Genomic DNA, 19547 nt, shown 5'->3' on the forward strand with positions numbered 1-19547 from the left:
CCGGAAACAGGTTCGCAAACACGGCCATTTCCCACCCGGCAATAAAAAAGGAGGCGGGATTTTTCCCGCCTCCTGCAAAAAACAACAATGACTTCCGCGGCTCAGGCGCGTCTGCGGCGCATCATCAGGGCAGCCAGACCAATCAGGCTGAGGGATGCCGTAGCCGGTTCCGGAACGGCAGCCGCCGCAATGGCGCTAAGGTTGGCTTCCTGGGAAGCGTTAGCCTGCAGCGTGGTATTATCTACGACGAGGTACTTGACGTAATCCGTGCCATAGGTGAATGAAGTCAGGGCTCCGAAATTGCTTGATTTCAACGCCCCTTCAGTCCCACTGTAGGTAGAGGCAGTTCCTTCGGAATCAACCAGGGTCAGATAAGTCCAGGTACCGGTGCTGGTAATTTGATAAGTAACGGCGATGGACTCATAAGTGTTGTCGGCGAACAGCTGCCCCAGTCCCGAACTCAGGTTGACTGCAGAACCATTGACGGGGCTGATCGCGCGGGTGTAATTCGTATTTTGCCAGGAACCGTAGAGGCCCGCGTTGGGAGAGGTGCCGATGCCCAGGCCTATATAATTATTGTTGGCCGAGAAAATAGTTCCGGAGACGTTGCCTGCCAGAATGGCGCTTTGGAAAGCCTGAGCGTCCAGAGCCATCGTCACGGAGAAATTGCCGTAACCGGAGTTGATTCCTTCCGTCAGGGTGTATGAGCCGCCGGCCAGCTGCAATGCACTGGAATCCAGAGTAAGGACGGGCTCCCCGTAGGCCAGGGTAAACAGAGACGCTGCAACCAGCGTAATAAATGCCGTTTTCATGTGCTGTAGTAAACGATAAAAATGGAAAGGAAGCGGTCTTATTTCTTCCTGACGCTTGGTGTAACGGATTAGAAATCCGCAGTCAATACTATTTTTTCACAGGAAATGGATTTGGCCAACCCTGCCCGTCACGCACACAGATATTTTCATCAAAAACATTTTGTTAAAAATTTTTGTATTCTATTGAATGAGATATATTTATTATTTTTTTCACGCCATTGATTCACTAACCCGGATTTCTAATCCGCGTCTCATTCGGGCTCTTTTCAGGGGATATTGTTGCATGACTTTTTTCCGCCCGTGAAAAATACCTCCATGTTCATCTTAATCATATTTTACTTATTTTCAAATAAGAACACCTTAAAAAAAGCTGACTTGAACAACTGTTCAAAGATGCGGCTCTCAAGCTATTCGCGTCAGCATCGGGCGGAGTTATGATACTTCCGGGAAAAGTCTTGTCTGACTGTCCATATGAGACATGTCATTCTTCCTTCCGCGTGCGCTGTCGCCGTCGCGGCCTCCTGCCACCCCGTCCTCGCCCAACAGGCGGCTCCCGCCGCGGCTGCCCCTGCCTACCTGAACACGGAACGCGGCCTGCGCGTGAAAACCCTGGAAGGCAGGGAAATAAGCCCCAGCCTGATGAAAGGAATGCGCCCGGAAGAACAAATCACCAGGAGGACGCCCGGCGTCCCCACCAGGCCCAGCGTGCTGCTCCAGCATGAGGGCAGGCCCTCCGCCCCCGGCATGGAATGGTTTGCGGCCAGGCCGCTCAAGATGATGCCGTATCTGGACAGTTCCTACGTCTTCGGCAATACCTGCGCGGAACCGGACGCCTGGATACGGGAAGACATGATTTCCACCGGAGCGCAGAAGCTCAAAACCGCCCTTTCCAGGTACGGCATCACTTATTCCGCCCAGTTCGGATTCAATTACACGGGGCTGACGGGCGGCGGCCTGAACGGAAAAACGGATTTCCCCTCCTACAATGGCTCCCTGCTGACCAATATCACCATCTTCCGCAATCATTCCACGGGCAGCGGCCTGTACCTGGCCTCCGAATTCGATTTCGGCAACGGCTTTGACTTCAATGAAGGCAGCCAGGGCCCCCAAACCACGCTGGGTTCCCTCCAGAACCCCACCAGTTCCTTCCAGGGCCCGCACCCCCACCTGAGCAATCTGAGCCTGGCATGGGTGGGCGCGGGGGGAAAGCTCCTGCTGATGGCGGGGCAGCTGGACACCACCAACTACATGGACCACAACGCCTACGCCAATTCCCACAACAATAACCTCACCAACAGCGTTTTCGGCAATAATCCCGTACTCCCCCTGACGGATAATTCCCTGGGGTTCCATTTCGCGTGGCAGCCCACTACCTCCTTTTACGTGATGGGCGCCACCGCCGCCAATAACATGACCCAGAATCACAATCCTTTCCGGAACCTGAATTCCGACAACTGGACGAACGTGCTTGAATTCGGCTACATCGCGGAAGATTTCTGCAACATGGGCCCCGGCGTGTACCGCCTCCAGCCCTTTTTCACCACCAGCAACGGAGAAAACGGGGGCGGCGTGGCCGTGAACTTCCAGCAGCAGCTGGGCCGCGGCAGCCACCTGGGGTGGTTCTTCCGCGGCGGCTGGGCAAGCGATGACGCCGCCACGCTGACCGGCGTGCGCTGCGCGGCCACCACGGGGCTGGTGCTTCTCTCCCCCTTCCGGGGAAAAGGCGCTTCCAATGACGGCTACCTGGGCCTCGGCCTCCTCTGGCAGCAGGGGGCCAAAAAGAACGGCCCGTACGTGAACAGGAATGAATACGGCATTGAATTGACGTACGTGGCCCAGGTGACGCCCACCATGACGCTCCAGCCTGATATTCAGCTTGTCAAGAATCCCGTCAATGGCCGCCGGGGGCAAACGGCGGTGGTTTTCCAGATCCAGAACGTCTGGTCCTGGTAAACGCCCTCCCGGAAAATTGGAAAATATTGATCGCATTTCCCGGAAATCCTGTCTAAATGGAAATGTTCTTATTTGGACCACGCACATGAAGCGCACTCAGCAACCTTCCATGCAGGAGGCGGAGCAGGCCTCCCTGAATCATGAGATTTTAACTACATGGCGTCCCGGGGAGACTCTGGGGGAACACATGGAGCGCCGCGGCGTCAGCCGGCGCGAATTCAACAAATGGTGCCTGAAAATGATCTCCCTGATGGGCGTCGCCACGGTGACGGGCGGCGTTTCCAACGCCCAGGAGATTGCGGATAAAATGGCCGCATTGAAACGGCCCGTAGTCGTCTGGCTCCAGCTCCAGGAATGCACCGGATGCCTGGAAAGCACCATCCGCAGCTATAACGAGGAAATCGGGGACATGGTGCTTTCCGCCGTCTCCATGCCTTACGTGGAACTGCTGATGGCCCCTTCAGGGGAGGCCGCCAACCAGGCTCTGGAAGACGCGGTCAGGGAGCCCCACATCCTCGTCATCAACGGGTCCGTCCCGGTCCATGACGGCGGGGTGTACTGCACTATAGCCGGGGATACCGTGGAAAACATGCTGCGCCATTGCGCGGAAAACGCCTCCTATATCCTGGCCGTGGGCTCGTGCGCGTACTTCGGCTCCATCCAGGCCGCGCGCCCCAACCCTACCGGGGCCGTGGGCATCCGGGACATCCTGACGGACCGCACGGTCATCAACGTGCCCGGCTGCCCGCCCATCGGGGACGTGATTACGGCCGTCATCATGTACATCCTTACGTTTGACCGCGCCCCGGAATGCGACCAGGAGTCTCGCCCGCTGATGGCGTACGGCACCCGCATCCACAATAATTGCCCGCGCCGCGCCCATTTCGACGCCGGACAGTTCGTCAACGTGTTTGACGACGAGAACGCGCGGGAATGCTTCTGCCTGTACAAGGTGGGCTGCAAGGGCCCGGACACGTTCTCCCCCTGCCCCATCGTCAAATGGAACGGGGGCGTCAGCTTCCCCATCCAGTCCGGCCACCCGTGCATCGGCTGTACGGAGCTGCACTTCTTTGACCGCATGACTCCGTTCTACAAGACGCTGCCGAACGTGAACGGCTTCGGCGTGGAAGCCTCCGCCAACGTCATCGGGGCTGTGGGCGTAGCCGGCGCCGGCGCGGCCATCGCCGCCCATGCCGTAGGCTCCGTCATCCATTACAAGAAGCAGCACATGAAGGAGGAAGCGAACGTCTCCCTGCCCGCCTTCGGGGACGCTCCCGGCTCGCCCGACAAGGAAACTGAAGAATAGCCAGAAGCCCCTCACCACCAGATTACCATGAGCAATTACACATCAGCGGACGTTCCGGAATCCAGCCGGGTGGTCATTGACCCGGTGACGCGCATTGAAGGCCACCTGCGGGTGGAAATGGAGGCCGGGGACGGCGTCATCAAAAACGCCTGGACGTCCACCACGCAGTACCGCGGCATTGAGGTGATCGCCTGCAAGCGGGATCCCCGTGACGTCTGGGCTTTCGTGGAACGCATCTGCGGCGTCTGCACGGGCACGCACGCCATCGCGGCCCTGGCCGCGGTGGAAGACGCGCTCCAGTACCCGGTGCCCGTCCAGGCCCGCCTCATGCGCGACCTGGTCAGCGGGGCCCTGGGCATCCAGGACCACGTCATCCATTTTTACCAGCTCCAGGCCATGGACTGGGTGGACGTGATGTCCGCCCTGAAGGCGGACCCCGCGGAAACCGCCGCCATCGCCAAATCCCTTTCCGACTGGCCCCTGTCCTCCGCCTCGTATTTCGCCGGAGTGCAGAAGAAGCTGAAGGACTCCATCGCCTACGGGCAGTATTCCATCTTCACGAACGGCTACTGGGGCCATCCGGCCTACAAGCTGCCGCCGGAAGTGAATCTGCTGGGCGTGGCGCATTACCTCCAGGCCCTGGTCTGGCAGCGGGACATGATCAAGATCCACACCATTCTGGGCGGCAAGAACCCGCACCCGAACTTCCTGGTCGGCGGCATGGCCTGCGCCATCAACATGAACAATGACCAGGCCATCAACCAGTTTTCCCTGAGCTACCTGAAGCAGCTGGTGCAAACCTGCCACGATTTCATCCACAAAGTATATTATCCGGACATTGTCGCCATCGCCGGATTTTATAAGGACTACGCCCATATCGGCGCGTCCAACCCCAACTTTTTCTGCACCGGGGCTCCGTCTGAAATCAACGCGGGCGCTCCCGCCGGCAAAGGCATGATCAAGCCCGGCGTGCTGCTGAACGGGGACTACAGGAACGTGCTCCCCTTTGACCAGGACAAGATCAGGGAATTCGTCACCAGCTCCTGGTACAAATACTCGGAAGGCAGGGACGCGGGCCTGGCACCGTATGACGGGGAGACGAATGCGGACTACAACGGCCCCAGGCCGCCCTACAAATGGCTTTCCGACCGCCCGCAGTACACCTGGGTGAAAGCCCCGCGCTATGACGGCCACGCGATGGCCGTGGGCCCGAACGCCCGCATGATGATTGGCTACGCCCAGGGGGTTCCCGCCATCGTGGAACGGGTGGACGCCGCCTGCGACAAGCTGGGCCTGCCGCGCGACAACGCTTTCATGAACTCCACGCTGGGCCGCGTGTACGGCCGTGCGCTGGACGCCCTGATCAACGTGGACATGATGGTGGACCAGCTCCAGGAAATGACGGACCGCATCAGGAACGGGGAAACCGCCACCTTCAACCCGGAAAAATGGGAGCCGGAAACCTGGCCCTCCTCCTGCAAGGGCGTGGGCTGGGTGGAAGCGCCCCGCGGCAGCCTGAGCCACTGGGTGCGGATTGAAAACGGCCAGACGGCGAATTACCAGGCCGTGGTCCCCAGCACCTGGAACAGCTCCGGCCGGGACGCGGAAGGGCAGATGGGGCCATACGAATATTCCCTGGCCCATACCGGGAAACACCCGCTGGTGGACCCCTCCCGCCCGGTGGAACCCCTGCGCACCATTCACAGCTATGACCCGTGCCAATCCTGCGCCGTCCATTTGTTTGACGAAGAAGGGGAAGCCATTCTGACCAGACAGGACCCGTGAAAACGACTCTTATCGATAACGACCTCACCCTGGCGGTGGAGGATGCCATTCCGGCCAGTCCGGTGTACGCTCCGGAGGAAATCCTGGCCCTGGCCGTGTGCGCCTCCCCCAACGGCAGCAGGGACGCGGGAGACCTGGCCCTGCTCCACGCCGCGCGGGAACGCGGCATAACCCTCCCTTACGCCCAGCGGGAAAACTCCTGGGAGGCGCCCTCCCGGGAGAGGCCGTACAGCACGGCTGTTCTGAAAGCCGCGGATAAGGCGGACGCCGCCCCTTTCATGGTAGCCCGCGGCAATCTGAAAGCGCTGGAAAATCTGTGCGAAGTCAGCTCCCTGGAAAAGGAGCGCATGAACAAGGCTTTCAAGGAACATTCCCCCTCCGGCTTTGAACCCGTGGCCGTGGCCGTCCACCGGTCCGGCGCGCCGTGGCGCCTGCTGGGCGTCGTGCCCATGCACGCCATGAGGGACGTGCGCCGCCTCTCCATGGCCAGGGCCAACTTCCGCTACTTCCACGTCTGGGACTGGCCTCTGCGCGTGCTGCACTGGACGTGGGTGCTCTGCATCATCGGCCTGTCCGCCACCGGCATCTGCATCGCGGAAGGGTGGTTCCTGAAAATGGGGGATCTGCACGGGGCTTTCCAATTCGGGACGCTCCGTTTCGTGCATTATGCGCTGGGGTGGGTCCTGGTGGTGGTGATGATGCTGCGTTTTTCCTGCTTCTTCATGGCCTCCAACAAATACCAGAGCTTCCGGGCCCTGTTCCCCGTCTCCAGACAGGAGTGGAAGGATCTGTACGCCACGGCGGTGGACTACCTGTTCGCCCGCAGTTATGACGGCCCCCGCTACATCGGCCACAATCCCCTGCAGCAGTGGACATACACGGGCGTGTACGTCCTGTTCACCACCATGGTGGTGACCGGGCTGGCCCTGTACGCCCTGTATGAGCCGCGCCACTGGTTCTACCGCTGGTTCATGCCGCTGAACGACCTGATAGGCATTCCGTACGTGCGCCTGGTGCATCTGGTGGGCATGTGGTGCTTCATCATCTTCGCCATGATCCACGTGTACCTTTCCATCCTTTCCGGGAACGTGGACCGGGACGGCACCATCTCCTCCATGTTCAGCGGCGGACGATGGCTGCGCAAGGGCGTCAAATTCCGGGATGAATAACTCTCCGCTCTCCCCTCTGCCATGAAACCGGAGCCATACACGGAAGAACTGCGGGGCTGCCCCGTGAAGGGGAATGCCTATCCCGTGCTCGTGCTGGGCATCGGGAACCCGCTCATGGGGGATGACGGCGCGGGCGTGGAGCTGGCCCGCCGCCTCCAGGAACGGGATTACGGCCCGCTGGTCCACGTGGAGGAAGGGGGGACGCTGGGCATGACCCTGCTGCCCCTGCTGGAAGATGCGGACACGCTCATCCTGCTGGACGCCGTCAGGACGGGGGCCCGGCCGGGAACCGTCGTCACGCGCAGCCGGGAAGAACTGCCGCGCCACTTTTCCCGCGTGATATCGCCCCACCAGATAGGCATGAAGGAAGTGCTGGGGGCGGCCCAGCTGTGCGGCACGCTGCCGCGCGCCATCACGCTGGTGGGAGTGGAGGCCCTGCATACGGATTTTTGCCGCCCCATGTCCGCGGAGGTGCTGGAAGCGTTGCCGAAGGCGCTGCACACGGCGGAGGCCCTCATCGCCCGCGCCCTGGCGGAACATCAGGCCCGGAAAAACGCCCATGCATGAAGTAGGCATCATGGAAGGCGCGCTGGACATGGCCCGGCGGCTCATGGAAAAACACGGAGGCAGCAGGCTGAGGCGCGTGCACATGACCCTAGGCAGCCTGAGCGGCGTGGTGCCGGAAGCGCTTCAATCCGCCTTCCTGGCCCTGAAAGACTCGTATGCGGCGCAGGATGCGGTCCTGGACGTCACCTGGGTGGAGGCCGTGTGCCGCTGTGACGCATGCCGGGCGGATTTTTCCTTCACGGAACACGGCTACATCTGCCCCGGCTGCGGAGAACCGGCCCTGGCCATCCTGCGCGGGCGGGAACTGGAGCTGACCCGCGTGGAATGGGAATGAACAGCGCTTCTTCCGGAAAAAATAAAGGAAATTTGCCCGAACATTTTCCCCGGACGGAGAGTCTAATCCCGTTGGGGCGCCTCCACCGCGCCGCAAACGTCAAACCAGCTATGCAACCGGAGCCATGAGCAATATCAACCCATTTATTCTAACAGGGATGATGCCGCTTTCAGCCTCATCCATGAACCGGGTCTCCTACATGTGCCCTGTCACCATCAGCAACGATGTGGTGCAGGGCCAGACGGACATTCAGGATTCCCTTACCGTTGATTCCGGCGGAAATCTTTACATCATCAACGCCCCCGTTTACGTAGGCGGCCCCAATCAGCCGGACCACGGGCACCGCACCGCCCACCTCGTCATCCGGAACGGAGGCGCCATGACGCTCCTGGGAAACCTGCCGGACCATATGACCGTTTTCCTGGGGGACAAGGCCAACGGCAGCCTGGAAATCAACGGCGGCCGCCTTCTGATGGGCCAGGGGCGCATTCAGGGCTCCAGGGAGCATGAAGGCAGAATCGCCATGGCGGACGGCTGGCTCTTCGCCTCGGAAGTGGATCTGCCGGCGGAGGGCTCGGAACTCGTCATCAGGCACGGCCTGATGCGGATTAAAAAACTCTCCGGCAACGCGTCCACCCGCATTTACGGCGGCGTCCTGCATGTGAAGGAGGAAGCCCGCGCCAGCCGCATCCATTTGATAGACGACGGCGTGCTGCTGCTGGGCAGCGTCACCAGCCAGCCCTCCGCGGACGTCATGGCCGGAGCCGGCATCAACTTCCGCGGGGACGGCGGGGCGCTGGTCATCCGCATCCCCCACCCGGAACATGCTCTGACGCGCACGCGGGAAGCGGAACACGTCTTTGACGAACTGCTCCGGAGAGGCAAGCTCTTTCATGACAGCGAACCCATGGCCAGCTTCCAGGGGTTCCACATGAGGGAGTTCACGGGACATGACGGACTGACGTACGCCGCGCTGCGCCCCTCCGCCCAGCTGGACGCGGAACAGAACCAGGTCACCCGCCTGCTCCATGCGTTCATGTACGGCGGCGGTGAAAAGGACATGCCCATCTAATTCCCTCCGGCAAGGAAAGCCCTCATCAAAAAAACCGCCGGCATTCAGCGCCGGCGGTTTTTAAGTCTGTTGATCTGTTGAGAAACGGAAAAACGTTATTTCAGGAATTTAATCGTGAAGGGAGGCACATAATCGTAATCCCCGTTCGCCGCCTTGACGGCAGCGATGATGGAGAAAACGATCCAGGCGATGACCACCACGGGGGCGAGCACGAACCCGATCAGGATCAAACATGAAAGACAGGCCGCAACCGTATAGATCGCCCAGGAAATCTGGGCGTTCAGAATATTCTTTCCTACTTTGTCCACCAGAGGGTTGGCGTCCCTCCAGACCAGCCAGCAGATCAGGGGAGGAATAATGTTCACGCCGGCGGAGCCTCCGAAAAAGACGGACACCAGCGGGGAAACCGCCGTCAGGATAGCCTGCGTTTTATCCGATTGTTTCTCAGGGGCGGGCTCCTGAACCGGTTCCTGGATGATTTGTTGTTCTTCGTCCATAAAATGAAAGCAATGGAAAGCGGATGAAGGTGAACGGAAACCTTTTCCGCTTCATTCCGCCTTAATGAAACCTTTTTTACATATTCCTCCCCGTAGTCAAGCTTCCAGACCGTCCTTTTCCTGCATAAAAAACGCTCTCCGGCAATCATCCTTGCCACCACAAAGGCCGGGAGCCATACTGCCGGACATGACCCAAGCCCTGACGCTGCTCGTCTTTTCCGTCTGTCTGGGGGCCTGTGCCCCGGAAGTACGGGAAATCCCTCCTCCCGCCTCTTCCGTCACCCGCCGTGAAGCCCTGGCAGCCAGCCGGGCCTACACCTCCATGATTTGGCGGGGCTCTGTCCGGAATGTCCGCCACGAAACGGACGGGGACGGCATCCGGACAGACACGCCGGACGCCTCCGCAGCCGGATATGATGCCGGAGCATGGTGGAAGCCAGGCATGCGCTCCACCGGCATGCCGTATAAATGGGGCGGCTTCGACACCCCGCGGCAGTTCTCCGAACGCCTGAAGGCGGACGCAGCCAACGGAGGGCTCCCCGCCGCGGCCGGAGACATGGGCACCCCGGAAAAGCAGGCCGCGGGAGACGCCGCCGTCAGCCGCTTTGCCGCCGGAGTGGACTGCTCCGGCTTCGTCTCCCGCTGCTGGCGGCTGGACAGGCCCTTTTCCACACGGGAACTCCCCGCCCTCTGCACGCGGCTTCCCTCCTGGGAAGACCTCCGGACGGGAGACATCCTGATCGCGCCGGGGCGCCATGTGCTCCTGTTCATTCAGTGGGAGGGAACGGAAAAGAACAGGTTCCTGGGCAGTGAAGCCGGCCCCCTGCCTGCCTGGAAATGTTCGGAGCATGTGTTCAGCCGCCCCATGCTGGAAAACAGCGGCTACCGCCCCATGAGATACAGGGGCATGCGGGACTGAAAACAGGTTCCTGAGCATCCGTCATCCCCCTTCTTTCCCGGAACAGGAACAAGAGGAAAGACATCGGGAAACATTCCGCAAGTTCTTCGCCCTCCCTTCCATAAAAAGAAGCCCGGCATCCCCCATGCGGCAGGGATGCCGGGCTTGCCGGCCAGTACGACCCGCCAAAGGCGGCGGACGTTCACATGCCGGGAATTACAACGGCTGTACGTTCATATGGAACACCTTCCCCTGGAAGGAGGAGCCAAGTTCCTTCAGAGGCAGAATGAACGTGGAACGGTGCACTTTGGGACGATGCTTGAAGTTGTCCGGAAAATCCTTGGCCTTGTCGGAAAAATTCTTCAGCACGGCAGTTCCGGCAAGCTCCCCGTCAAGCAGCAGGCTGGTTTTTTCCGGTTCCCCCACAATTTCCACCTTGACCTTCCGGCCCACGGGCAGCTTGGCGCCGAAGGAAAATTCCAGAGAATCGTCACGGCGGAATCCGACGGTGCCGTCCTTCATGACCGCCAGCAATTCTCCTTCAGGAGCGGAAAGAAGCACCTGCTCTTTCCCTTCCGGAGCGGCAGTCAATTCCAGTTCCATCGTCAGGCGGTAATTCGGCCCCAGGGCAGGCTTGCCCAGCTTCTGGGGGAGGGCGGAAGGCTTCACCGTAAAGGGCTGGTTATCCTTCCATTTGTGCAGGGGATTGGTGCGCGGAGCGTTGCCGATGGAGGAAACCAGCTCACGATGCTGCTCAAACGTATCCGGAGCCTTGGCGGTTCCCCACAGTTTCTGGCTGAGCACGTCCATGGAACCGGAAATGATCCCCCAAATGTCATAAGGGGCGTATCCCGTATGCATAATGTCCGTTTCATCATTCCAGACGGCGAAGGTGCCCCCGAGGAGCTGGGGATGCCCGGAAGGTAGCGTTTCATTGCCGATGCGGTTGGGAATCCAGTTATTATACAATCCCTTATGGTTTCTGTCCATCCGGTAGTAACCGGCAAAGGGAACGATATAAAGGGCCCCGTCGTTCGTATTGATCACATCATAGCCCTGGTTGACGGCCTCCCACGCTCTCATCCAGCCGGTATTCCAAAGGTTCATCTGGACGCCCTTGCTGACTACCGGGGTCTTGCCCGGCTTGGTGCTCAGGCTTCCCCAGATGCGGGGCGTATAACCGCGCTTGAGGGCATGGCTGAGCACGGCGTTCGCAAAGTGGCGGTAATCTTCCTTGTCCCCATAGAATTCATCCGCCCCCACATGCACCACGCCGCAGTCCGCGAACACGGGACGGCCCAGCTTGGGGTCCTTCAGCAGGTATTCGTCAAAAACCTTGCTCACCAGGTCAATCGTTTCCGGGTTGGCGGCGTCCAGCATCTCGCAGCGGCGCTTCTCATGATTCATGGGCCCTTTGTAAATGAGATCGGGCCGCAGGCGGGTAAAGGAAAGGGCATGCCCCGGCGTGTCGAACTCCGGAACAATATTGACGCCGTACTTCTTGGCATAGCTGACCAGGTCGGCGAATTCCTTCTTGGTATAAAAAAGGTCCTTGGCCGTCAGGGGCGTGCCGTCCTTCCCCTTCATGTTGGATTCCAGGCGGAAGGCCGCATAGCTTTCCTTGAACGGATCATGGCCGTTGTCCACATAATGCTCGTGGAAAATATAGTTGTTGTTGATGACCAGGTGCAGGTCATTCATCTTGTACCAGGCCATGGTGCGGATCACGTCCTTCAGGTAACTGAGGGGGTAAGGCGTGCGCGCGACATCAAGCATGAAACCGCGGAGCTGGTAGCGCGGGAAATCCACGGCCGTGCCGCAGGGCACGCTGCCGGGCGTCTGGCGGAGCATCTGCAGCAGGGTGCGCGTACCCCAGAACAGGCCGGTGGGAGCCGCCGCGCCAAGACGGACGCCGTCCCTGGCAATCTGGAGCCGGTATCCTTCCCTGCCCAGATTGCCGCCCTTCACCAGGGAAAGGGAAATATCCGCCTTCGCCCCGGGGGCGACGAGCTTGACCTTCTTTCCCAGCACGTCTTCCATATCCGCCGCGAACAATTTGCCCAGCTCCTTGTCCGGGCATGCTACGGTAACCGTATTCCCCAGCTTGTATTCTCCCTGCCCCCCCTTCCATTGCAGGATTTCCGGGATGATCCGCGGCTTGGGATTGCCCTGGGCGGCCTGAGGAGCCTGAAGCATGATTTCATAATCCTTGCTGACGGCTTCCTTGCCGTCCTTGGTCACCTTGAAGCTGACGTTGACGGGGGTATCTGAAATAACAGGGGCTATCTTGCCTTTGCTGTTAACGAGCTGCTCATAGTCGGCCCCTAGCAGTTTAATCTGGGCTCCGGAAGCGCTCGGCATGGGCAGCTGCTTTGCCCCGGCTTTCACCGGGGGGATGGAAAGGGAATCCGCAATCTGCTTGGCGTCCTGCCCCATCAGGGGAGATGCGGCAAGAACGGCGATCATCAGGAATAGGTTGTTCTTCATGTTCTGGTCTTGTTTAGGAAAAGGAAATGTCTGATTAGCTCCAAAAACTACGCGGCCGCCGCCCCTTTCTTGCAGAGAAAGGGAAAAAAGCGGAGGAATTCTCCCTCTCTACGCCGGACGAGACAGCCACTCCGCCCAAACGGATTGCCGCGCGCCGGGCTTCACGAAGGAAAACCGCCGGTCAAAGGGGGAGACTTTCCCTCTTGTTTCAATAAATTATTATCCCAAAGAACCCGTTGTTGGCGAGATAAAAAAACGGAAGGCCCGTGCGGCAGCCAAAAAAGACGCCGCGCGGCGGCCCAACGCCGCCCCACGGCAAAAAACGGGAGCCGCCGCCTCTGCCGGGGACAACCGGCCCCGGACAGGAATAAATAAAATCAGGCGCGGATATCCATCACCTCTCCGGCGGGAAAGCGCACCTTGGCCTCGCGGGCATAAGAGTCGTCCTTGGCGCGGTAGCCCAGCGCCACCCCCACCACGGAGCGGTACGGCGTGCCGTCCAGCCCCAGAATTTCATCATATTTGGCGCTGTCCATGCCGCCGATCGTGCAGGAATCCACCCGCAGGGCGGCGGCGGCGCTGAGCAGGAACCCCACGGCGATGTACACCTGGCAATCCAGCCACGCATGCATCTTTTCCGGCGTCAGCGCTTCCACGTAACTGGTATAGAAACCGGCGGAGGAAGCCAGCTTTTCCGCGGAAGGGCGGCGCGTGAATTCAATCTGGGCCAGGTAGCGGTCCACATCCCGCCTGGTGGCGGAGCGCCGGGAGCACAGCACCACGTAATGGGAGCAGTCCTCCACCTGGGACTGGTTCCAGGAAACCTCCCGCAGGCGCGCCTTCAGTTCCCTGTTGGTCACCACGACAAACTTCCAGAGCTGAAGCCCCAGGGAGGAGGGGCTGAGACGCAGGCTTTCCGCCAGCGCATGCCAGACAGGCTGCTCAAGGCGGGCTTCGGGATCAAATTTCTTGCAGGCGTAACGCCATTCCAGACCGTCAATATACTGTTCCGGGGAAATCGTCATGCAGGGTGAGACAGAAAAACGGAGAAACTGTTTAAAGAACCTCTTTCAATACCTCAATGCAGCGGGCGTTCTCCGCGGGAGTGCCCACGCTGATGCGTATCCATTCCGGCAGTCCGTACCCGTCCTGCGCGCGGACGATGACCCCCCTGGCGAGCATATCCTGGAACACCTGCCTGCCCCGGCCCACCTTCACCAGGATAAAGTTGCCCTGGCTGGGAATCCATTCCAGGCCCATTTCCCGGAAAGCCTGCTCATAAAAACGCATGCCTTCCTTATTGTTCTCCACGGTGCGGCGCACATGCTCCCGGTCCTCCAGGGCGGCCAGGGCGGCCTCCTGGGCCAGTACATGCAGGTTGAACGGAGCGCGCGCCTTGTGCAGCATGCTGCAAACCTGTTCCGGAGCAAGGCCGTAGCCCACGCGCAGCCCCGCCAGGCCGTAAGCCTTGGAGAAGGTGCGCAGAACAACCACGTTGCGGCCTTCCCGCACAAATTTGAGGGTATCCGGAGGATTGTCGGAAAACTCCCGGTACGCCTCGTCAAAGACCACCAGCACATGTTCCGGCACCTTCGCCATGAAATCGTCTATTTCCTGCTGCCCTACGACGGTGCCGACGGGATTGGTGGGATTCGTAATGAACACGACGCGCGTATTGTCCGTAATGGCGTCCAGGAAACCGTTCAGGTCATGCGTCCAGTCCTCCTTGTTGGGCACTTCCACGTACGCGGCGCCAAACAGCTTGGACATGATGGGGTACATGGAAAAGGCGTGTTTGGCGGCCACCACCTCCGCACGGGGATTCAGCAGGGCATGGCAGATCAGTTCAATCACTTCGCTGCTGCCCGTGCCCACTACTGTCTGGTTGAACTCCACGCCGCAGAACTCCGCGATGGCGGAACGCAGGCGGAAAGCCGCGCCGTCCGGATAGATGTTCACGCCGGCTGCCGCACGGGCAATCGCCTCCACCGCTTTCGGGGACGGCCCCAGGGGATTTTCATTAGACGCCAGTTTCACAATATCATGGGGATCCAGGCCCAGTTCCCGGGCCGTCTCCTCAATCGGCTTGCCCGGCTGATAAGCCACCAACTCCAGCACATGCTGATTTGCGAAACTCTCAATACTCATAGCGGCGGCATGTTACCGCCATTCCCCGTTTCTGGCAATACGGATTTCCATGCGGCCGGACCTTGGGAATATGGCAGCCTTTCAACCGCGCCGGCGCTGCCGGAAGAAGGCCCCCTTTCCCGGAATTTCCCCCTTCTTCCTGAAACGCCTTTCTTCCGGAGAAAGGCAGCCGTCCTCCTTCTCCGGCAGATTTCCTCCTGCTTCAAAGACGAGCCGCTCAACAAGTTCTTCCATGCTCAAGGAGGGTAAAACATTCCCCTTAAAAGAAAGGGGAGACGGCATTCCGCCATGAGCGGGGAATCGGCCCCGCGGACCGCCCCGCACGCCTATTTTTCACGTCTGCGGTCCCCGCGCGGACGGCTGCGCAGAGTCTGGTATCCGGCCACAAGAAAGGCGAACGCGGTCACCGCCAGAAAGGAACGGAACAGCCAGGCCAGAAGTTCCCAGTAAATCTCCTGAGTCATGCGGAAGGTTTTTTGCCGGAATCGGGAACGTTTCCCAAATCTTCCCGGAGGCGTTTGACGGCACAGGCAATCAGGGTGGCCTTATCCAGCTGGCAGCGTTCCATGTTCAGCGCGTCCGCTTCCGCATCCCGGAAGAAATGGACCGACAACGGCATTTTCCCCTTGATTTGAATTTTTTTCTGACTCTTTTTTTTATTTTCCGTCTTCATAAAAATCCTTTTTTTGGTGCAATAACGGCCTCAACTGCCCTTTTGCACCTCAACAATGCACCTTAAACGGTATTTCCGTCAACAAAAATATACCATTAAAATGACTTTATGCAAAAAAGATTGAAGAATCGCACCATTTTCGTTACAAAAGGCGCATGAGTGAGAATCAGGACGAACTCAAAATGCAGATCAAGGCCTGGCTGAAACAGCAGAACATTTCCCGCAATGATTTTGCGGCGGAATGCTTCGTGTCTCCCAACACGGTCCGCAACTGGCTTGCCAAGGTAGCCATCCCCAAAGACAAGGAAGCTCTCATCCGGCTCATGATGGAAAAGACGGAAAGGGAGAAAAAATTGAAGCAGGCGGCAAGAGCCAATTGGAAACCCTTTGTCGTCATGCTGAGTTTCGAGGATTACAAACTCATTGAAGAAGCCGCCAGGATGGACAACATGACGGTGGAGGAATGGGCGGAAGCCACCCTAATCAAGGATGCCCAGAAGAGGATGAAAAATTATTACGACGACGAAAACAGCCTTCCGGACAATGTATTCCTGGCGGCGGAAGTCCCGGAGGAATACGGAGCGCCCAGGCGTTCCGGCCCTTCATCGTCACCGCCTTCTTCTTCCCGCCGCAAACCGCGGCACTAAATCATGGAGGGCATGGCATCCCGCCAGCGCCACCCCTCTGGCTGCCCCGCCTGCCGGCGTGCAGTTCCGCCGAACGCTTCCCCAGGAGCCGGGAACGCCGGTCGTTTTTGCGGCGTGCCGGATCCGCTTTTTCCCGTCCACCGTTCTCAACAATTTCTATTTCACGTTGATGGCGAGTCAACTCTTCTCTCTGTTGCTTCCCTCCGTCTTCCGTTTCCCGTGGTTCTTTAAAAGCTTTCCCCTGTTCCGGGCATCGGGGTCCCGGCGTCCCTTTCCGATGACTGATTCCTCCCTGAAAGGCCCCTGATTGAAGAAACCGTTTCATCACGCGCACTGCGCCGCTCTTGCCGCTGGCCGGCATGTTTCACATGGGCCAGATACGGCAGAAGGAACGGGGCGAAACGTTTCAGGGCAAAATAAAACAGGACGATGGCCGCAAACACCAGCAACGGAGTGAAAACGGCGAGAACAGGCTGGATTTTCATGACGGGAGGCAGGAAATCGTAAATGGGCCAGTGCAGCATGAACGTCAAAAAGCAGGCGGGAGCCAGCAACGCTATTTTCGCGGACAGGCCGGGCAGATGCTTTTCCATCCAGATGCCTGCATACATGATCATCATGACTCCCAGAAGCATGCCAATGGCCGTCTCTTTCCACAGGGGAATCATTCCGGCGGAATACAGCGCAATCAGCACAACGGGCATAAAAATGCTCACCCAGAAAAAAATGCCGAACTTCTTATTCAGCACCAGATGAATATCGTCAATCTTCCGGGAACTGAGCGCAACGCCCAACAGATAAAAAGCACAGGTTCCAATGGAAATCGTCTCCATGTGGTCCGGCGCCACGTTGAAGAAACAGAAAAAGAGGAGCACCGCAGGAAACAGCAGGATTTTGACGCGGACCAGAAGAGGCGTCAGCAACGTGAGAATGATAATGTCCCTCAGGAACCAGGAAGGGCCGATGGGAGGAACGGCATGGGAGTCATCCACGGAGAAAAGGTTGATGCCCGGAAGGAAGACGTCCCGAATGCCGATCAGATTCTCAAGGCGGAAGGAAGCTCCGTCATGAGGCAGAACAAAGAGCACGTACAGCACATTCCAGAACATGAATGGAATGAACAGCCATAAAGCCCGGTTGAACGCCTTGTTCCAGGTGATGTTCCTGCCCAGGAAGTACCCTGCCAACACCAGGAAAAAAGGAACCCTCCCCAGATAAAAGAGATGGAGGCTCACTGACTGGAGAAAGGGAGAGGACAGATGGACGTACATAATCAGGAGGGCGGCAATAACCCTTGATACGTCAATCCATAAGACACGTTTTGAGGGAGAAGGCGCAGACGTGTCGAGAATCGGAGGCTGGTTTTGAGCGTTATACATTTAAGCGGAAGAAAAAGTAATGCAGGCAGGAGCCAAAGTCAATTACTCGGAACCGTTTTGGGAAATGGGCGGCGCATTGGGGCAGCCCTGATTTTTTTTGCTCGAACCGGATGCGGAGCTTCGCTATATTATCTTCCGTTATGGCAACACCGGATTTTCATTATCAGGACCCTTTTCCCATGGAAAAGGACGACACTCAATACCGCCTCATCACGTCCGACTATGTGAGCGTGGGCGACTTTGAAGGACATCCCATGCTGAAAGTGGAACCGGAGGGCCTGCGCCTGCTGGCCGCGGAAGCCTTCCATGACGTGGCCTTTTTCCTGCGCCCCGCCCACCTGAAGCAGGTGGCCGCCATTCTGGACGATCCGGAAGCCAGCGCCAATGACAAAAGCGTGGCCCTGACGATGCTCCGCAACGCGGAAGTGGCGTCCGCCGGCATTCTGCCCTTCTGCCAGGACACGGGGACCGCTACCATCGTAGGAAAGAAGGGCCAGCAGGTCTGGACCGGCTGCGACGACTGCGAACAGCTTTCCCATGGCGTTTACGACGCCTATACCCAGAACAACCTGCGCTATTCCCAGACGGTGGCGCTGGATATGTACACGGAGAAAAACACCGGCACCAATCTTCCCGCCCAGATTGACCTGGAAGCGGTGGAGGGCATGAAGTACTCCTTCCTGTTCGTCGCCAAGGGCGGCGGTTCCGCCAACAAGACTTATCTTTACCAGGAAACGAAGGCCCTGCTCAACCCGGCCACGCTGAAAAAGTTCCTGGTGGAAAAGATGAGCACCCTGGGCACGGCGGCCTGCCCCCCCTATCACATCGCGTTCGTCATTGGCGGCACTTCTGCGGAAAAATGCCTGAAAACCGTGAAGATGGCCTCCACGAAGTATTACGACAACCTGCCTACTACGGGCAACGAATACGGCCGCGCCTTCCGCGACCTGGAACTGGAAAAGGAATTGCATGAAGAAGCGTGCAAGCTGGGCCTGGGCGCCCAGTTCGGCGGCAAGTGGTACGCCCTGGACGTGCGCGTCATCCGGCTGCCCCGCCACGGCGCCTCCTGCCCGGTGGGCCTGGGAGTCTCCTGCTCCGCGGACCGCAACGCGAAAGCCAAGATCACGCCGGAGGGCATCTTCATTGAACAGCTGGAAACCAACCCCGGCCAGTATATTCCGGAAGCCCTGCGCATGACCTCCAGCGAAGCCGTCTCCATTGACCTGAACCGCCCGATGAAGGAAGTCCTGGCGGAACTGGGCAAACACCCCGTCACCACGCGCCTGAGCCTGAACGGCACCATCATCGTGGCGCGCGACATCGCCCACGCCAAGCTGAAGGAACGCCTGGAAAAGGGCGAAGGGCTGCCTCAGTACATGAAGGATCACCCCGTGTACTACGCCGGCCCGGCGAAAACCCCGGAAGGCTACCCCTCCGGTTCCTTCGGCCCCACGACCGCCGGCCGCATGGACTCCTACGTGGACCTGTTCCAGGAAAACGGCGGCTCCATGATCATGATCGCCAAGGGCAACCGCAGCCAGCAGGTAACGGATGCCTGCCAGAAACACGGCGGTTTTTACCTGGGCTCCATCGGCGGCCCCGCCGCCATCCTGGCCAAGAACAACATCAAGAAAGTGGAATTGCTGGAATACCCGGAACTGGGCATGGAAGCCATCTGGAAAATTGAAGTGGAAGACTTCCCCGCCTTTATTCTGGTAGATGACAAGGGCAATGATTTCTTCGCTAAAATCCGCGAAGGATGGGCCTGCGCCGGTTGCGGGCATTAAGCCTGACCCGGAAACAAGATGATTCGCGGCCGG

18 protein-coding genes are annotated in these 19547 nt (G+C 59.1%); 10 read left to right on the forward strand and 8 right to left on the reverse strand.

The window, feature by feature from the left end:
• Nucleotides 1-101: 101 nt before the first annotated feature.
• Nucleotides 102-812, reverse strand: coding sequence for a PEP-CTERM sorting domain-containing protein (locus O4G22_RS11060; RefSeq protein ID WP_297546326.1), 711 nt, complete (start codon nt 810-812; stop codon nt 102-104).
• A gap of 471 nt (nt 813-1283) precedes the next feature.
• Here O4G22_RS11060 and O4G22_RS11065 point away from each other — a divergent pair, with 471 nt between their 5' ends.
• The 7 genes from O4G22_RS11065 to O4G22_RS11095 all read left to right on the forward strand — a co-directional run bounded on the left by O4G22_RS11065 (nt 1284) and on the right by O4G22_RS11095 (nt 8998).
• The gene (locus tag O4G22_RS11065) at nt 1284-2765 is read left to right on the forward strand and encodes a carbohydrate porin (protein WP_306701793.1); all 1482 of its coding nucleotides are present in this window, start codon (nt 1284-1286) and stop codon (nt 2763-2765) included.
• A gap of 85 nt (nt 2766-2850) precedes the next feature.
• A complete protein-coding gene (locus O4G22_RS11070; RefSeq protein WP_256943544.1) occupies nt 2851-4071 on the forward strand; it encodes a hydrogenase small subunit in 1221 nt (406 codons plus the stop codon).
• Between the two features lie 27 nt (nt 4072-4098).
• Nucleotides 4099-5856, forward strand: a complete 1758-nt coding sequence (locus tag O4G22_RS11075; RefSeq protein WP_306701794.1) for a nickel-dependent hydrogenase large subunit — start codon at nt 4099-4101, stop codon at nt 5854-5856.
• Entirely contained in the window at nt 5853-7025 is a 1173-nt protein-coding gene (locus O4G22_RS11080) for a cytochrome b/b6 domain-containing protein (protein WP_094136195.1), read from the forward strand. Before O4G22_RS11075 ends, O4G22_RS11080 begins: the two co-directional genes overlap by 4 nt.
• A gap of 21 nt (nt 7026-7046) precedes the next feature.
• Nucleotides 7047-7592, forward strand: coding sequence for a HyaD/HybD family hydrogenase maturation endopeptidase (locus O4G22_RS11085; RefSeq protein ID WP_306701795.1), 546 nt, complete (start codon nt 7047-7049; stop codon nt 7590-7592).
• Nucleotides 7585-7926 (forward strand): hydrogenase maturation nickel metallochaperone HypA, encoded by a 342-nt coding sequence (locus tag O4G22_RS11090; RefSeq protein WP_295980437.1) that lies wholly within the window; start codon nt 7585-7587, stop codon nt 7924-7926. The genes O4G22_RS11085 and O4G22_RS11090 overlap by 8 nt, the downstream gene beginning before the upstream one ends.
• 157 nt (nt 7927-8083) lie before the next feature.
• Entirely contained in the window at nt 8084-8998 is a 915-nt protein-coding gene (locus tag O4G22_RS11095) for a hypothetical protein (RefSeq protein WP_290488580.1), read from the forward strand.
• Between the two features lie 95 nt (nt 8999-9093).
• Here O4G22_RS11095 and O4G22_RS11100 read toward each other — a convergent pair whose 3' ends face one another.
• Nucleotides 9094-9495, reverse strand: a complete 402-nt coding sequence (locus O4G22_RS11100) for a DUF4870 domain-containing protein (protein WP_306701796.1) — start codon at nt 9493-9495, stop codon at nt 9094-9096.
• A 187-nt stretch (nt 9496-9682) separates the two neighbouring features.
• On the opposite strand from O4G22_RS11100, the gene O4G22_RS11105 reads away from it, so the two are divergent.
• Complete coding sequence (locus tag O4G22_RS11105) at nt 9683-10414, forward strand: hypothetical protein (protein ID WP_306701797.1); 732 nt, start codon at nt 9683-9685, stop codon at nt 10412-10414.
• A gap of 195 nt (nt 10415-10609) precedes the next feature.
• Here O4G22_RS11105 and O4G22_RS11110 read toward each other — a convergent pair whose 3' ends face one another.
• From O4G22_RS11110 to O4G22_RS11130, 5 genes are all read right to left on the reverse strand, one after another.
• Nucleotides 10610-12880, reverse strand: a complete 2271-nt coding sequence (locus O4G22_RS11110) for a beta-hexosaminidase (RefSeq protein ID WP_306701798.1) — start codon at nt 12878-12880, stop codon at nt 10610-10612.
• Between the two features lie 377 nt (nt 12881-13257).
• Nucleotides 13258-13905 carry an NAD(P)H-dependent oxidoreductase gene (locus O4G22_RS11115; protein WP_306701799.1) on the reverse strand — a complete coding sequence of 216 codons (648 nt, stop codon included), beginning with the start codon at nt 13903-13905 and terminating at the stop codon, nt 13258-13260.
• A gap of 31 nt (nt 13906-13936) precedes the next feature.
• Entirely contained in the window at nt 13937-15028 is a 1092-nt protein-coding gene (gene hisC, locus O4G22_RS11120; RefSeq protein WP_295980427.1) for a histidinol-phosphate transaminase, read from the reverse strand.
• A gap of 326 nt (nt 15029-15354) precedes the next feature.
• Complete coding sequence (locus O4G22_RS11125; RefSeq protein ID WP_179218369.1) at nt 15355-15492, reverse strand: hypothetical protein; 138 nt, start codon at nt 15490-15492, stop codon at nt 15355-15357.
• On the reverse strand, nt 15489-15701 hold the full coding sequence (locus O4G22_RS11130) for a hypothetical protein (RefSeq protein ID WP_012421162.1): 213 nt from the start codon (nt 15699-15701) through the stop codon (nt 15489-15491). Before O4G22_RS11130 ends, O4G22_RS11125 begins: the two co-directional genes overlap by 4 nt.
• 155 nt (nt 15702-15856) lie before the next feature.
• Here O4G22_RS11130 and O4G22_RS11135 point away from each other — a divergent pair, with 155 nt between their 5' ends.
• The gene (locus O4G22_RS11135) at nt 15857-16348 is read left to right on the forward strand and encodes a helix-turn-helix domain-containing protein (protein ID WP_094136206.1); all 492 of its coding nucleotides are present in this window, start codon (nt 15857-15859) and stop codon (nt 16346-16348) included.
• A gap of 227 nt (nt 16349-16575) precedes the next feature.
• On the opposite strand, the gene O4G22_RS11140 is transcribed toward O4G22_RS11135, so the two are convergent.
• Nucleotides 16576-17727 (reverse strand): acyltransferase family protein, encoded by a 1152-nt coding sequence (locus O4G22_RS11140; RefSeq protein WP_306713887.1) that lies wholly within the window; start codon nt 17725-17727, stop codon nt 16576-16578.
• Between the two features lie 140 nt (nt 17728-17867).
• On the opposite strand from O4G22_RS11140, the gene O4G22_RS11145 reads away from it, so the two are divergent.
• Entirely contained in the window at nt 17868-19514 is a 1647-nt protein-coding gene (locus O4G22_RS11145) for a fumarate hydratase (protein ID WP_094136209.1), read from the forward strand.
• Nucleotides 19515-19547: the final 33 nt, after the last annotated feature.

Source organism: Akkermansia muciniphila (genome assembly GCF_030848305.1).
In the GTDB taxonomy this organism is placed as follows: Bacteria; Verrucomicrobiota; Verrucomicrobiia; order Verrucomicrobiales; family Akkermansiaceae; genus Akkermansia; species Akkermansia muciniphila_A.